Here is a 15,051-nt window from a genome sequence, read left to right on the forward strand (position 1 = left end):
ATCCCCTCAGGGAGTAACTACTTCGAGGTGGTGCTGCGCCCGCAGCAGTGCTTGAACTTGCGTCCGGTGCGCATCATGCATGGGCAGGGGCGGTTCCTGCTGGGCCGAACCACGGTGAGCGGAACGGCGCCGCCAACCGCGTTTCCCGAGGCCATGGCGCGCACCAGGTAGGAGGGATCATCGGCTGCCATCCCCTGTAGGTTCCTTCCCACCACAACGATCAGCGATCCCTCGGCCGCTCTCCGGTACCAGCGGGGGAGGAAGTTCAGCGGCATTCGGTGCAGGAGCTGGCTATCGGGGCCAGTGATCGCGAGGTAGTTGTCTTCGAGCCGAGCCTGAATGCCACCATCGACACCAGGGAGGTCACGCAGGTCCAGCGGCTTACTGTCCTCCATCTGGAACAGGGTCTGAAGGTCGGTGAATCCGTCCTTGCGGTAGCTTGCGAGGACGAGGTCCTGGAATTGCCCGTCACTGTGTGAGCCCCAACCGCCGTAGCAATCAGCGATGATCCCGGCGCGGTCTCCGCCGAATAGAATGCATTCCACTTCGAAGATGACCTTCGGTTCCTTCGGCGCCTTGCCCTTCAGCTGGACCACTTTGGAGGCTACGCAGTGGGGGTGTGCCAGCCGCAGCATGAGGTGGTCCATCCTCGGGTGGTTCATCAGGAGTAGTTCGGCTTTTCCTGTCTCGTCGATCAAGAGATTGCAGGCCGCGCACGTCTGCCGGGAGTTCCCAAGGTGGGCGGTGAGCTGTTCGATGTTGATCCCGGCTAGTGCCTGTCGTACGGCATCCGAGACGTTGATCTTCCTTCCGGCGGTGATGGCGGCACTGGAACGGCTGACCTCGTGAGTGGCCTTCGCGACAGATCCGTTGCTGACAGCCTGGAGACGAGAGCCGATGGCCTCCAGGACACGGTCGTCGACCTTCTGCTCGGTGCCAACTAGCTCGTCGAGCGTTGGCTCTTTGGGGTCGTCCGATGTTGTGTCCAAGTGCAGCCCCCTGAGCAAGACAAGCGCCTCGCCGGCGTCTGACCAGCTGCCGAGTTCGTGATGGACAGCGAAGGCTGTGCGTGCATGCGCCCGGGATCGCTCACTATCGCCGAGTGCTCGGTAGGAGCGAGCCAGGTTCAGTAAACAGGGAGCGCGCAGGGTGTCGTCATTGAGCTGCTCGATGAGGCCCAACGCCTTGCAGAATTCAGCGACCGCCTTCTCGTGATCTCGGGAGTGTGCGTGGTGTGCTCCGACGTTGACATGCAGGGCTGCCTTGAGTGACTGCATCCCCAACTGCTCGGTGATGGGTACGAGCTTGGCGATCTCGGCGACGGCCTGCTCCTTCTCCTCGCCGTGCAGTTGGCACACCGCGGCCATACCGCGGGCGGTGAGGAGCACATGAAGGTCCTTCTGCTCCATAGCAAGATCGGTGGCTTTGTCGTACTGATCGAGTGCCTCGCTCCACTCCTCGTTCCGGGCGTGCACATTGGCCAGGGCCATCCTGCAGTGCAGGACGGCCGACTTGTCGCCAGCCCGCTCGCACTGGTCGAGTGCCTTGGTGATCGTCGACATGGCCTCCCTGTGGAGGCCCCGGCGCGAGTAGAGCACGGCGAGCGCACGGGACGCCTGAGCTCTGGTGGCGGGAGATGCATCGTCCGACATCACGGAGACCACCGACTCCAGGGCCTGAGCGCCCTCCTGCCATCGACCCGCAACGAGAAGGGCTTCTCCCAGCGCAGTCCTGGCCTGGGCCAAGCCGCTTTTCTCCTCGGTCCCTTCCAGTAGTCGAACCGCCTCTGTCAGATAGGTGACCGCCTCACCGATTCGGCCTCGGTGCCACAGATATTCGGCGTTCTTCTGTAGAGTCTGGGCGATAACAATGGGGTTGCCGAGGTGGTTGGCCATGTCCCGGGCGTCGGCAAAGTACGTTTCCGCCTCATCGAGATGACCGACGCCGCCGTGGTAAGAAGCCAGGTAGGCCAGTGCCCGAGCTGCATGTTCGTAGTCGCCGATCCCGGCAGCGAGATTGGCGCATTCGCGGAGGTATTGGGCTGCCTCGTGGATATCTGCTTGCTTCGCAGCCCGAGTACCGAGTCGAAACAGAGCCCGAACCTGTCCCTGAACGTCGCCGGTGTCCCTGTAGATGGCCAGTGCGGTCTCAAGGGGTTGACTGGGCGCAGAGTCCGGCCGTTCCTCCAGGGGGGTTTCGGCGAGTTCCATGAGCGCCTTTGCCTCCCAATCCCGGCTCCCGACAGCTCGTGCCCGCTCGATGTCCAGGGATGCTTCCTGGGCAGCCTCAGAGAACCGGCCCGTCCTGCGCAGCAGTGCCGCGAGTGCTCCGCGATTCCACAGGTCCGCACGATCGTCGGTACGGGACAGGTTCGTGCTGTTCTGGAGGTATAGCTCGGCTCGCCGCAGCTGACCGATGGCCAGGTGCGCCTGACCCAGGTTCCCCAGAGCATGCGCTAGCATCTGGTTGTCTTTGATGATCCGCCAGAATGGCAATCCGTTGCGCAGGTACGGAATCGCGTCGCGAGCCCGCCCGAGGTTGATGAGCAATGATCCCAGCGCGAGCTGCGCCATATGCATCTGGTACGGGTGGTCGGCCTTGTGAGCGGTCTCGGCGCTGCGCTGGTACAGGTCGGCGGCGCGCTGTGTGTCGCCAAGGTGACTGGCAACCATGCCCAGGTTGTACAGAGCCGACGCCGTCCACTCAGCGTTGTCGGACTGGGCGCCGGCTTCAAGGACAGACTGATAGACGCGATCCAGGTCCTTCCAGTGGCTGCCATGCCACAGCGCGGCAGTGAGGTTCGAAACGAGAAGGACAAGTGGCCCCCACATCTGGTGGCACCGAGCCATCTCGATCAGGGAAACAGCCCCTGGGCGATCTGAATTCAACTGGTGCAGGGCGCCTGCATTACCCTGTGCAGGCACTTTCGCTTCCTTGTCCACGAAGCCGATCGACTCCGTCGCGGATTGAGCCCGAACAGCCAGCATGAGGCAGGTCTGCCGAATTACGGTCTCCCGACGCTCGGTTGTGATCGAGGCTGATTTGAGACGGGCAAAGCGGTGCAGGATCTCGTGAAACACATACCGGTCCTCGTCAATCTGCTCGATGAGGCTTAGCTCGAACAGCGAGTCCAACAGCTCAGTTGAGGCATCGAGCTGGACCTCGTCGAGTTCAGCCTCGGGCGTGGTGGCCACCGTGACCACGTCCGAGGTGACGGACATGTGCGGCAGGATCCCAAGAGTGGTGAAGAGTTCTGCCTGTTCCGGGCTGAGTGCGGCATAGCTACGCTCCAGGACGGGCTCCACTGCGGTCTGGCCCGCCCGCAGAGCTCTCACACCCCGATCAGGGTTGGAGATGTCGTCGAGGAATCGGTCGACATTGACCTTGGGGCGACGTGCCAGATGAGCGGCCGCGACATGCAGCGCGAGAGGATGTCCGGCACACGCTTGCCCAAGCGAGGACGCTTGTTCATCGGCCAGCCGAGAAGCTCCAGCGACGGCCCTCACCAGCTCTTCGCTGTGGCGGTCCGGCAGCGGACCGATCTCGATAAGCTGGACCAGCCCGGTCAGGCCGCTGAGCTTTGCCCTGCTGGTGCACACCAAGGCGAAAGGCCCGTCCATCTGGATGACGTCCAGAAGCGCCTCTTCGGAGACCACGTCGTCGATTAGCAGCAGGACCTTGCTGCTGGACAGCGCAGCGCGAAGCGCAGCGAGTTGCTGTGCACGGTTTTCGGGAAGCGGTTCTCCGGGGCGGAGTGTGCGCAGGAGTGCCAGCACGAGATCGGCGGGTTCCCCGTCCCCGGCAGCCAGGGCGAGATCGATGTGGAACTGCCCATCCAGGTAGATGTCTGCGACGAGCCGGGAGAGACGCAGTGCGACGGCGCTCTTTCCGATCCCGGGTGGACCGGTGACCACAACTGCTGGCCTGCAGCCACCATCTGGCCTCTCCAGCAGCCTTCGCCCCTCGTCGATCTCCGCCTCGCGCCCGAACAGAGGGCGCAACTCTCTCGGAAGGCCCGGAACTGCCTGCACACCGGGCAGAGGATGGCCGGCTTCGATCTGCTGGACGTGCTCGTGCAGGCGTGCAAGGACATCGCCGGACAGTACGGCGTCGGCGTGGGCGTGCCGAACGTCCTCGTTGTTGTCCAGTAGTCGGCAGATCTTGTCGTAGTGCCAGATCTCCCACCCTTTGAGGGGGAGTTGTAGCTCTTGCACACGCTCCTGCAGTGCCTTCTTGACGCGGTCGATGCCTCCGCTGCCTGGAACCGAGGAGAGGACGACGTTGCTTGTGATCAACAAGTACTCCGGCAGACGCCCCTTGCGGACGCGATTCGAGTGTGGATTGGCCCACGCGCGAAGCTCTGAGTCGATCTGATTGATCAGCCACTCGGCGTCCTTGGCAGTGCCTTCCGGGCGCTTGCGGAACTTGGCTTGTAGCACCCCGTAGCCCCTCCAGGGCGCATCGGGCGTAGGAAAGTGGGTCAGGCCCTGAAACGAGGCTTCGCGTCCACCGTCAGGGCCGTCCCCGAAGATTTCCACGGTCGGCCCAAGCGCCTTGAGGGCAAGAGCCTGGGACAGTTCCTCGAACCGGTGCGGCCCAAGCGGCGTGAGGGCGTAGTCAGTCATGGCCAGCATGGTGAGGCATGGCACTGACAGTGAGACGCCACGTCTCGCGGCGGGTGCGAGGTCCGCGCTGGCTATGCCTGCCCGAACCGAGGTTAAATAGTTCTATTTTGCTGTCGTGTGACCTTTAGGTGAGAGTTTTGGGGTGTGAGAGTTCGATCTCGATGGCGAGGGCGCCGAGGGCTTCCTTTTCCTGCGGGTAGATGGAGCGGATGTTAGTCACTTGCTCGTCGCGGGTGGCGGTCGGGTTGACATTCGCTGGCCCCTCGCCGTCGAGCAGAGATTCGAAGTTTGGATACTCGGTGACGCGTTTGACCTTGACCTCGCAGGTCTCGTCCGTGCTCTTGATGCGGAAGCGGACGATGTCGCCTGCGGCGAGGTCGGCAAGGTGCGGGTATTTGACCCGCACCTCGATGGTCTTGGTGCCCGCGGCGACGAGGTCGAAGTACTGGCGGTAGAGGTTGAGCTCGTGGACGCGGGCGGTGGTGTCGGTCATGGGGCGGGAACGCTCCTGGTGGCTGGTGCGGTCATCATGCGGCCGATCTCGGCGGCCGAGTACGAGCGGAAGAAGTGTCGGGGGTCGGACAGCAACGTATCTGTCATGGCCAGCAGTTGCTCGGCATACTCTGCGACGGTGCCGGGCCACTGTCGGGTGTCGAGCATCCAGTCGTCTGCACCCTCGGGCAAGGGAGCGCGGCCCTCACGGATCAGCGACTTGGACAGCTTGGCGCCGGTGTCGGTGACGACCTGTGGGCAGAACAAGCGGGCGGGGAGCTGGGCGCGGGTGAGACCGACGGCCTGGAGGGCCTCGTCGACCAGATGGGAGCCGAAGACCCAGTCGCCGCCCTTGACCATCACGTGCAGCGTGCCGTGCGGGTTCGACAGGGCCAGCTCCTTGACCAGGTTGCGATACAGGGTGGCCAGATCGAGGTAGGCGCCTCCGGTCGGGGTGATGGTCGCCTGGTAGGGGCCGTGGTAAAGGCAGACTGCAGTCACTTGAGCGGACTCGCGGTCGGTGAGGCGGACGCGCGTGCGCTCGGCGCGCTTCTCGGCCCAGCCGCAGTCGGGCTGCGGGCAGGGGATGCGCAGGTGTGGTGTGCCGGTGGAGGGGGCGAGCCACCAGCGGGCGGCGTCGAGGCGGTGCAGGAGGCGGAGCCAGGAGCGGCGGAAGTGTTCGCCGGCCTGCTGCTGGCTGTAGGTCTCGATCCGGTGAGGGATGCCCAGGCGCCGAGAGAGCGCGGTGAACAGGGGTTGGTAGAGGGCGGTGACGAGGTCGCTCAGGGCCTCGTGATCGAGGGCTTGGGCGTAGGCGAGCTGGTAGCGGTGACCGCTGACCGGATCGGTGGTCAGCTCGTAGGGGGCGTTGTCGAGGGCGCTGAACAGGACCTCGGTAGGGATGCCGAAGCGGTCGCGTAAGCGGGCGGCCATGGCGAAGGCCAGGGACTGGACGAGCGAGGTGCCGATGTGCGGGGCGCCGTTGATCTGGGTGCCTACGACCAGCACGATCCGCTCGGGTGGGGTGGTCAGGATGCGTGGGGTCAGGACGTCCTCGGCGCGGTGGAGGGCGTTGGCCAGGACGGTGTTCGGTGAGACGGGGTGGGTCGTCACGGGATGTCCCCCTGGGGTGGGTTGGGGTTCATTCGGTTCGGGTGTGGCCGAAGAGGAGGCACTGATGGAGCGTGGCGCGGTCCAGGTAGGCGTCGATCTCTGCTGGTGTGGCGCTGCGGGAGAGCGGGGCGAGGCCCAGGACCAAGGCCACCGGGGTCCCTTGACCGAGTAGGAGGGACCAGGGGCGGCCGGTGGGGATGCGTTTGCAGTAGAGGGTGCCGTCGAAGCGCAGAGCCACCTCGGTCGGGGTGATCTGACGCAGGCGTGGACCGATGTCCGGCGGGGGTGTCGTGGCGGGGCCGAGGCGCAGAGCTTTGGCGACTGCGCGCATGCGTTGCTCGATGACGGCCGGCGTCGCGTAGAAGCTGCGGGGCGGTTGGGGCACCAGAAGGAGGCAGCCAAGAGTGGCGCCGGTTGGAGTGGTGTCCAACCAAGTGGTGGTGGCGAGGGACGCGATCAGACCAGCGGACGTCATGAAGGACTCTGTGCGGGCAGACGTCAGCATGTGGGCACCGCGTTGTGGTGGAAGGCGGCCCAGACGCACTTGCCTGGGCCCTGGCGGTCCATCACTCCCCAGTGGTCGGCGACTGCGGACACCAGCTGCAGGCCGCGGCCGCCGTCGGTGGTGCCCCGTGACTCCCGCTTGGCGGGTGTGCCGTTGCCGCCGTCGTGCACTTCGATGCGCAGCACGGTGAGGTGCAGCTCGACGCGCACCAGGACCTGACCGCCTGCAGGGGCTCCGTGCAGGACGGCGTTGGTGGCCAGTTCGGAGGTGCACAGGCGGATGTCGTCGAGGCGTTCGGTCCGGCTCCATTGGGTAAGGGTCTCGGCGACGAAGGAGCGGGCGGCGCTTGGGGTGGTTCGGCGCCGGTCGAAGAGCATAGTTTCGTGCTCGACGGCGCCGTCGAAGGCTTGGTCCGGTGCGAGGGTGTCCGGCTCGGCGGGCAGTCTGCTGGGCATGTCAACAGCCAACCTCCGTCGCTCGTTTGGGTCGGGAGCCAGCGTGGGGGCCATGTAGGGGGCCACTATGGGGGCCAGAGTTCGCATGCTCCGGGGAGAGCGGATGGGCGACACGGGGATCGGCGCGGTGCTCATCCGGCTGCGCGCTGGGCGCGGTTGGACCCAGCAGCGGGTGGCCGACGAGTACAACGCTCTGGAAGGGCGATCCGCCAAGACCGGTAAGGAGATCGGGCGTTACGAGCGCGAGGTGCGCATCCCGATTCCGTACACCCGCAAGTACCTGGCGCGGGTGTTCGGCGTCGATGTGGCGGTGCTCGATCGGGCTGTGGCGGTCAGCAAGAGCCCCGTGGGAGAAGAGCACAGCGCCGTAGGGGTCTTACAGGAGGGGCCACTTGGGCCCGCCGCGCCTTTACGCTCCGGCGTGGGTGCCGTGTCGGCAGACGCGGTGATGTCAGCCGACTTCGCCCGGTTCATCGCGCAGCGCAACGCTGATGAGTTCGTCGTCGAGCAGTTGGAAGCCGATGTCGCCCGGCTCGCCCGCGCCTACGTCAGCCATCCGCTGCTGGAGCTGTACGTCGAGATCAAGCGGCTGCGGGACGGGGCGTTCGAGTTGCTGCGTGGGCGCCAGCATCCCAGGCAGACCGCTGATCTGTACGTCGCGACCTCACGACTGTGCGGCCTCTCCGCCCATGTGTGCTTGGACATGGGCGACTATGACTCCGCGGCCACCCACGCCCGCACTGCCCGAGCGTGTGCTGAGGAGGTCGGGCACGAAGGGATGCTGGCCTGGGTAAGGGCCGTGGAGTCCCTGATCGCCTATTGGACCGGGCGGTACGAGCAGGCGGCGCGGCTGGCGCAGGCTGGCCGTCACCATCGGGCGCACGGCAGCATCGGAGCTCGGCTGGCCAGTCTGGAGGCGCGGGCATTGGCCATAGTTGGAGACCGGGCGGGCGCAGTGGCTGCTCTGGTGGACGCTGAGCGATCCCGCGAGGCGATGCCCGGCCACGACGACGTACCGGGGATCTTCGCCTTCCCGACTGCCAAGCAGTTCGCCTACGCCGGGACGACCAACCTGGCCGTGGGCGGGCGGGAGCACGTCCAGCAGGCCATCGTCAGCGCGGACACCGCGATCCGGCTCTACCGCAGCGCCGAGGACGACGACCAGTCGGTCGGGGACTTGTTCGCTGCCCATGTCGATCTCGCCCGTGGGCACCTGCTCCTGGGCGACCTGGACGGCACCGAGGCGATGCTCGGATTCGTGCTCGAATCCCCGCCCGAGCGCATGTCGGCCAGCATCGTGCGCCGACTCACTGCTCTGGGCCGGGAGCTGAGCGGGCCGCAGTACGGTGGAGCCGCGCAGGCCACATACCTTCGCGAACGACTCCAGCACACGGCCGTCCTCGCGGCCTCACCCGCCGCCCACTCACCGGAGCTGCCGACGTGACCGAACTGTCCGCCGCACGCGACGCCGCCGTCACCGACCGGAGCCGCCTCGCCGGAAGCGCCTACAACAGCGACCGGGACCTGGCCGCCCGCCAGTCGCTCTACCAGTGGCAGACACCCCGTTACGACCTGCCTGGCATCGTCGCCGAACAGCTAAGCGGCGTACGCGGGCGCGTGGTCGATGTCGGCTGCGGCAACGGCAAGTTCATTCAGCGGCTCCGCGACGACCGGCCCGAGCTGGCTCTGCTCGGACTGGACATCGCGCCCGGCATCCTCGCCGGCGTGCCCGGCCCGGTCGCCGTGGCGGATGCCACCCGCCTGCCGCTGGCCGCGGCGAGCGTCGACGCTGCCTTGGCGCTGCACATGCTGTACCACGTCCCCGACATCGCCCAGGCAGTGCGGGAGCTGTCCCGCGTCGTCGCCCGTGACGGTCTGGTGATCGCCTCCACCAACAGCGACCAGGACAAGGCCGAACTCGACGACCTATGGCAGCGAGCCGCGGGCGACGTCCTCGGTACCGGACGCGGCCCGGCCCGCATCTCGCTCAGCGCCCGCTTCTCTCTGGAGAAGGCCCCGGCCTTCCTGGGGGAGGAGTTCGGCCGGGTGGAGACGATCGAACTGCCCGGCACCATCACGGTCCACGATCCCGAGCCGGTCATCGCGCACTTGGCCTCTTACCGGGCGTGGGCGGACCAGCACGACGTGCCCTTCGAGGCCACGATCGAGCGGGCCCGCACGATCCTTGTCGATCACATCGCTCGACACGGGGCCTTCGAGGTCACGTGCCTGGGCGGCATCCTCGTCTGCCGTCGCTGAGAGCCGACTTGGCTATCGCCGTCGGCCGCGCTCCGTAGGCAGTTCGCTCATCGTCGTGGGCGTGGACGTGGGCTGTGGTGTGGGCGTCACGCGTGTGGTGATGAGGGTGCTCCGGCTGCGAGCTGCCTGGGCTCGCGTGTTCGGCTGCACGGTGATGCGCCAGTTGAGGACCTCGGCGGGGCGCTCGGCACTGTCGAGTTCTCGCCGAGCGGCGATTTCAGCCAAGAGGCGTCGGGGGTTGTGGCCGGCGGTCTCGGCACGGGCGAGGGTCGTGGTCAGGGCTGGCCAGGCGGGATCGGCGAGGACGCGGTCGGCGTGGTCGGGGAGGACTGCGCGCAGGTCCTGCTCGAAACGGCTGGCGGTTGCGGCGCGCGGTGCGCGACGGGTGAGATCCGCCAGGACTGGCTGGGCGGTCTGCTGGTAACCGGCCTGTAGATGGCGGAAGGCTTCTTCGGCCGCTGCGGCTTGCGGCTCGTGGCCGCGCTGCTCATGCCACTTGGCGGCGGCGCGCGTCACATGGAGCGCGGCGAAGATCAGGGCGATGGCGAGTCCGCCCGGATCGTGTGTGGCGTAGGCGAGTTCCTTGGCGGCTTCCCGCAGGGCTGTGGCCGCTTGGTGGTCGGCCCGGATCGCCGAGCGGCGTGCGCGGTTGAACTTCCTTGCTGCTGCTTGCAGTTCGGTCCGGTGCTCGCCCTTGGTGGTGAGGGCCAGATTGTGGAGGGCGTCGCCGAAGGCGTCCAGATGCCCCTGGGCCACGGCGTTGTCGCCTGAGTCGAGGACGGCCTGGGCATCACGGATGGCGCTCTCGGCGCGGTGCCACGGTTCGGCCGGGTCCGTCGTCTGCTGAGGGCGGTCGGCCAGGTCCTGGGTGGGAAGGCGTTCGCAGAGGCGGTTGCAGGACAGGTCGGGGGCGAGCTTTGAGCCGCCATACCAGATCGGCTCGCCTTGGGCGGTGTCGTCGGGCGCGGACAGGCTGTAGCCGGTCACCTCGCCGGTCTCGGGGCCGATGCGCGGCTTGACCTGGATGCCGAGGGAGCGCAGCACGGTGAAGTACTCGTCGATGCTGCGTACGGCGGCGGCGACCGCGTACGCCTGCTCGCGCAGCCACTCCCGCGCGGTCTCCTCCCGGCCCTGGCGTTCCGCCTTCGCCCGCTCGGCGCCGGTCGGGGCACGCGGGGCGGTGAGGTCACCGGACTTCAGGCGGCGCAGCCCGAACTCGGCCTCGATCTTGCGGCATTCCAGCTGTGCCCGCCAGCCGTCCCGGTTCGTACGAGGGCGGCGGCCGTCGGCTCGGACGGTGGTGGCCATGATGTGGATGTGGTCGTCGGCGTGCCGGACCGCGATCCAGCGGCACGCCTTGTCGTCTCCCTCGGGGGCGATGCCCGTGGCGGCTACGACGCGGCGGGCAACCTCGGCCCACTCGGCGTCGGTGAGGTAGCGGTCGCCGGGCGCGGTGCGCACCGGGCAGTGCCACACATGCTGCGGTGGCTGCTTTCCGCCGAGCTCCCGGGTGCGCAGGTCGACGTGGTGGTCCAGACGCCGGGCGAGCTGGGTGTAGGTGGCCTCGGGGTCGCGGCCGGGGTCAGGGGCGCCGGCCATGTCCCAGGCGGCCACGATGTGGGGGTCGGTGTGCTCGTCGCGCCGCCCCTTGCCGAAGAGGTAGTTGATCAGGCCGAGCGTGCTGGAGCCGGTGGAGACGTCAGGCACCATGACCGGCTCCTTCCGCGTGGAGCCGGTCCATGAGTGCGTAACTGGCCTGGGCGGCCTGCTCAATGCGGTCGAGGACGGCCTCGGCGCGCTCGGGTATCGCGCCGGAGTGGATGGCTGCCGTGACCTGGTTCAGGTTGGTGCCGATCCGGTTCAACGCCTTGGTGTGCGCATCGATGGCCTCCACCAGAGGGCGGATGGGGTCGTCCTCTGGGCTGCCGACCATGCCCGCCTTGCCGAGCGCGACGGCGAGGGCGGCGTCGCCGACGAAGCCGGCGAACTTCTGGTGGCGCCGCCTGGCCTCGGCATCGATGAGGCGGACCGCGGTCGGGGTAAAGCGGATCTTCTTCTCCTGGTCGCGTTTCTCAATGGTGCGCTTGCGGTTCATCCGCGCGCGCAGTGCGGGGGCATCGGGCTCACGCCACGAGAGCTGCTCAACGGCGGCAGGCGGTTGACGGGCAGAGGGCTCGGCGTGTGGGGTGATGGAGTCGGCGACGGGCTGCTCGGCGCTGTCGGCGGTAGACGCAGTGCGGGGCTCGTTCACCCCCTCATCAGGCTCGGGCGCCCGCTGGCGCCCGGCCCCCTCTCCCTCCGCCGCTCCAGGGGCGGGGGCAAGCGCGGACGAAGCCTCCTTAGGGGCTCGTTCGCTCCAGCTTGCTGCTGTTCGTCGGTCCCGGCTGAACCAACCCCAGCGTCGGGAAGAAGAGGGGTTCATGTCGTTTGCAGTGTCCATGGTGGTGCTCCGGTGCAGCGGGGGATGGGGCTGTGTCACGTCCGTCGCATCCGTCGCATGCCTGGTCAGCACAGGTACGGAAACCTGTGCAGGTACGGAGAACTCCGTCCCGGCGAGTGAGTCCGTCCCCGCGCTGACCTGCGCGGGGACGGATGCGACGAAGTGATACGGATCCCGGTGGGATCAGAGAGCGCGCTTCGGCCCGGCGGGGCCACCGGGCGGGCCGACAGGCAGCGTCCCCGCCGGGGCGGCGGGCGGCCTGCCCTGCGGCATGCGGGCAGGGGCAGCGCCGTGTTCGGGCTCGGGTGCCGCCTCGACGAGGTCCGGGCAGTTGCGGGCCCAGGCGTCCAGGAACCGGTTGCGCATGTACGCCTTGGCCTGCCTGCCCTTGTCGAACCGGTAGTTGGCCGGGCTGATGTTGAAGTCCCGCAGCAGGTTGCTCAGGTGGTACGCGTTCAGCCCTTTGGTGCCGTACTCCGCCCAAGGGGCCTCAGCGTCCTGGAGGAGCGAGGCGACCAGATCCTGAGTGGCCAGGGCCTCGGGGTTGTCCGCCTGCGCGAAGATGCGGTGGATGTCGCGCAGGAGCCGCGTCTTCAGGCTGCTCTGCTCGTCCTGGGCCGCCTCGTGGCGGGTCATGGCCAGGCAGGCGACACGGGCCTGGGCGGGCCACTGGCCGCCGGCGAGGTCGGCGATGATGACCAGCGGCTCCCAGGTGCTCTTCAAGAGCCTGTCCGAGCTGCTCGGCCCCGGCAGCGTGCGCAACGTCTACGACGTCCTCGTACGCCTCATGACCGCGGCCGTGGAGGACAAGGTCATCGCCTCCAGCCCGTGCCGTCGGATCACGCTCCCGCCCATGCCGGACGAGGAGGTCACCCCGCCCACGGTCGCTCAGGTCGAGGCCATGGCCCGCGTGATGCCGCCGTACATTCGCGCGGCGATCGTCACGCTCGCCGGATCAGGCTTGCGAATAGGCGAGTTGCTCGGCCTCAAGGTGTCGGACGTCGACTTCAAGGCGGGCACTATTCGCGTCGAGCGCCAGCGCCTTCAGTCCGGGAAGATCGGGCCGCCGAAGACCGCAAAGTCCAGGCGGACTGTCCCGGTCGGTGAGGTCGTTGCTGACGCGCTTCTCACGCACCTCGCCGCACGCCCCTCCAAGGAGTGGCTGTTCACGATGCAGGAGGGTGAACCGCTCAACTACCGCCGCTGGAAGACCGAATGGAACTGCGCTCGTAAGGAGCTGCAGAAGGCGGAGAACGACGCGGCCGAACGCGAGGGCCGCAAGCCCGTCGAGCTGCCACACATGGTGACTCACGACCTGCGCCACTTCTACGCCTCCGCCCTCATCGCCGGCGGAGCGAGCGTCAAGCAGGTCCAGCTGGTCCTCGGCCACGCGTCCGCCGTCATCACGCTGCGGATCTACGCGCACCTGTGGCCGGGCGAAGAAGACCGCACCCGGACCGTCATGGACGCCGTTCTCGGCAGCCTGCGGACCGGGTGCGGACTGGATGACCGAGCGACCAAGGAAATCGCAGGTCAAACGGCATGATCGAAGATCAGGCCTTCTTGGTCTCCCAGAAGATCTTGTCGATCTGGGCGATGTAGTCCAGCGCCTTCTGGCCCGTCGCCGGGTCGGTGGACGCCTTGGCGGCCGAGAGGGCCTTCAGGGCGTCGTTGACCAGCTGGTGCAGCTCGGGGTACTTCTCGAAGTGCGGGGCCTTGAAGTAGTCGCTCCACAGCACGGAGACGTGGTGCTTCGCGAGCTCCGCGCGCTGCTCCTTGATGACGGTGGCGCGCGCCTGGAAGTGGGGGTCGTCGTTGGCGGCCATCTTCTCCTGCACGGCCTTGACCGACTCCGCCTCGATGCGGGCCTGGGCCGGGTCGTACACGCCGCAGGGCAGGTCGCAGTGGGCGCTGACCTTGACCTTGGGGGCAAACAGGCGGGAAAGCATGGAGCATTCCTTCCTCGTGATCGTCTTCTCAGGTGCGACATTACTCCCTGAGGAAGGCGATTTCTCGGGTGCCCCCTAGGGCTTAGGACAAAAGTCCAGGGTCAGACTGAGACTGGTGGAGGAACGGACCGGGGAGGTGCCGGGGATGCCGGAGCTGTCGCAGGAGACCGAGCGGGGGAGGGCAGTGGCGCCGTTCGGACTGGCCGAGGTGACCGGCCCGTCCATGGTGCCCACGCTCCGTCACGGGGACCGGCTGCTGCTGCAGTACGGCGCCGCGGTCCGGCCGGGGGACGTCGTGGTCCTGCGTCATCCGTTCCAGCAGGACCTGCTGGTCGTCAAGCGTGCCGTGGAGCGGCGCGACGGCGGCTGGTGGGTGCTCGGGGACAACCCGTACGCGGGTGGGGACAGCACGGACTACGGGGTGGTGCCGGACGAGCTGGTGCTGGGCAAGGCGCGCTTTCGGTACCGGCCGTTCCCCGCCGGTCAGCGCTCGCCGCTCACGCTGGTGCGCTGGGCGCTCTCGGCCGCGAGGCCGTTGCTGCCGGACCGGTCGGCCTCCAGGCGCTTGCGGGCCCGGTAGGCGGCCACGTTGGCGCGGGTCGCGCAGCGGTCGGAGCAGTAGCGCCGGGAGCGGTTGGTGGAGGTGTCGAGGTAGGCGTTGCGGCAGGGCGCGGCCTCGCACAGGCCGAGGCGGTCGACGCCGTACTCCGTCAGATGGAAGGCCAGGCCCATCGCGGCGATGGCTGCGTAGCCCGCGGTGGCGTTGGAGGGGTGGTCGGCCAGGTGCATGTGCCACAGCGGGCGGCCGTCCTCGTCCCGGTGGTCGTGGCCGGAGATCTGGGGGCTGACCGGGAACTCCAGGAGCAGTGAGTTCAGCAGGTCCACGGCGAGCGTCTCGTCGCCCTGGTCGGCCGCCTCGAAGACCGAGCGCAGCCTGGCCCGTACCGAGCGGAAGCGCGTGACGTCGGCGTCGGCGGCGCGCCGGGCCGCGGAGGAGTTGACGCCGAAGAGGTCGCGGATGGCCTCGACCGAGGTGAGCGAGTCCTTGCCCCGGGCCGGTTCCTCGCTGTTGACGAGGCGTACGGCGTAATCCGAGTAATAGGCCAGTTCCACTTGTAGTCCTTACGGGGGCGCTTTATGGTCGTGTCTGCGGTCGAGTAACAGCCGGTCGTGCTTCCAGGGTATTACGCATCATGAGGGGAGTGGGCGCGCC

12 protein-coding genes and 2 pseudogenes are annotated in these 15,051 nt (G+C 67.6%); 4 read left to right on the plus strand and 10 right to left on the minus strand.

Annotated elements, in window-relative coordinates; genetic code table 11:
* Positions 1-17: 17 nt before the first annotated feature.
* The 5 genes from AQI95_RS26905 to AQI95_RS26925 form a co-directional block, all read right to left on the minus strand.
* Entirely contained in the window at positions 18-4,625 is a 4,608-nt protein-coding gene (locus AQI95_RS26905; RefSeq protein ID WP_159056588.1) for a tetratricopeptide repeat protein, read from the minus strand.
* Positions 4,626-4,749: 124 nt separating this feature from the next.
* Complete coding sequence (locus tag AQI95_RS26910) at positions 4,750-5,118, minus strand: ASCH domain-containing protein (RefSeq protein ID WP_067129072.1); 369 nt, start codon at positions 5,116-5,118, stop codon at positions 4,750-4,752.
* A complete protein-coding gene (locus AQI95_RS26915; RefSeq protein WP_067129075.1) occupies positions 5,115-6,230 on the minus strand; it encodes a hypothetical protein in 1,116 nt (371 codons plus the stop codon). The genes AQI95_RS26910 and AQI95_RS26915 overlap by 4 nt, the downstream gene beginning before the upstream one ends.
* A gap of 28 nt (positions 6,231-6,258) precedes the next feature.
* Positions 6,259-6,705 carry a hypothetical protein gene (locus AQI95_RS26920; protein ID WP_244188862.1) on the minus strand — a complete coding sequence of 149 codons (447 nt, stop codon included), beginning with the start codon at positions 6,703-6,705 and terminating at the stop codon, positions 6,259-6,261.
* Positions 6,706-6,728: 23 nt separating this feature from the next.
* The gene (locus AQI95_RS26925) at positions 6,729-7,190 is read right to left on the minus strand and encodes an ATP-binding protein (RefSeq protein WP_067129081.1); all 462 of its coding nucleotides are present in this window, start codon (positions 7,188-7,190) and stop codon (positions 6,729-6,731) included.
* Positions 7,191-7,293: 103 nt separating this feature from the next.
* Between AQI95_RS26925 and AQI95_RS26930 the strand changes: the two genes are divergently transcribed.
* Complete coding sequence (locus AQI95_RS26930) at positions 7,294-8,634, plus strand: helix-turn-helix domain-containing protein (protein WP_067129084.1); 1,341 nt, start codon at positions 7,294-7,296, stop codon at positions 8,632-8,634.
* A complete protein-coding gene (locus AQI95_RS26935) occupies positions 8,631-9,449 on the plus strand; it encodes a class I SAM-dependent methyltransferase (protein WP_067129088.1) in 819 nt (272 codons plus the stop codon). Before AQI95_RS26930 ends, AQI95_RS26935 begins: the two co-directional genes overlap by 4 nt.
* A 12-nt stretch (positions 9,450-9,461) precedes the next feature.
* Here AQI95_RS26935 and AQI95_RS26940 read toward each other — a convergent pair whose 3' ends face one another.
* From AQI95_RS26940 to AQI95_RS26950, 3 genes and pseudogenes are all read right to left on the minus strand, one after another.
* On the minus strand, positions 9,462-11,159 hold the full coding sequence (locus AQI95_RS26940; RefSeq protein ID WP_067129091.1) for a relaxase/mobilization nuclease domain-containing protein: 1,698 nt from the start codon (positions 11,157-11,159) through the stop codon (positions 9,462-9,464).
* Positions 11,149-11,700, minus strand: a complete 552-nt coding sequence (locus AQI95_RS26945; protein ID WP_079071494.1) for a hypothetical protein — start codon at positions 11,698-11,700, stop codon at positions 11,149-11,151. Before AQI95_RS26945 ends, AQI95_RS26940 begins: the two co-directional genes overlap by 11 nt.
* A 372-nt stretch (positions 11,701-12,072) precedes the next feature.
* Positions 12,073-12,612, minus strand: a pseudogene (locus AQI95_RS26950) (DUF3631 domain-containing protein); the annotation flags it as partial.
* Between AQI95_RS26950 and AQI95_RS26955 the strand changes: the two are divergent.
* Positions 12,596-13,435 (plus strand): annotated as a pseudogene (locus AQI95_RS26955) (tyrosine-type recombinase/integrase); the annotation flags it as partial. The pseudogenes AQI95_RS26950 and AQI95_RS26955 sit on opposite strands and share 17 nt — an antisense overlap.
* Before the next feature lie 7 nt (positions 13,436-13,442).
* Here the strand turns inward: AQI95_RS26955 and sodN are convergent.
* A complete protein-coding gene (gene sodN / locus AQI95_RS26960) occupies positions 13,443-13,838 on the minus strand; it encodes a superoxide dismutase, Ni (protein WP_067129094.1) in 396 nt (131 codons plus the stop codon).
* Between the two features lie 145 nt (positions 13,839-13,983).
* On the opposite strand from sodN, the gene sodX reads away from it, so the two are divergent.
* Positions 13,984-14,418, plus strand: a complete 435-nt coding sequence (gene sodX, locus AQI95_RS26965) for a nickel-type superoxide dismutase maturation protease (RefSeq protein WP_079071501.1) — start codon at positions 13,984-13,986, stop codon at positions 14,416-14,418.
* Here sodX and AQI95_RS26970 read toward each other — a convergent pair.
* Complete coding sequence (locus tag AQI95_RS26970) at positions 14,322-14,951, minus strand: CGNR zinc finger domain-containing protein (protein WP_067129099.1); 630 nt, start codon at positions 14,949-14,951, stop codon at positions 14,322-14,324. The genes sodX and AQI95_RS26970 overlap by 97 nt on opposite strands.
* Between the last annotated feature and the right edge of the window lie 100 nt (positions 14,952-15,051).

Origin of the sequence: Streptomyces yokosukanensis (genome assembly GCF_001514035.1) — a bacterium.
GTDB lineage: Bacteria > Actinomycetota > Actinomycetes > Streptomycetales > Streptomycetaceae > Streptomyces > Streptomyces yokosukanensis.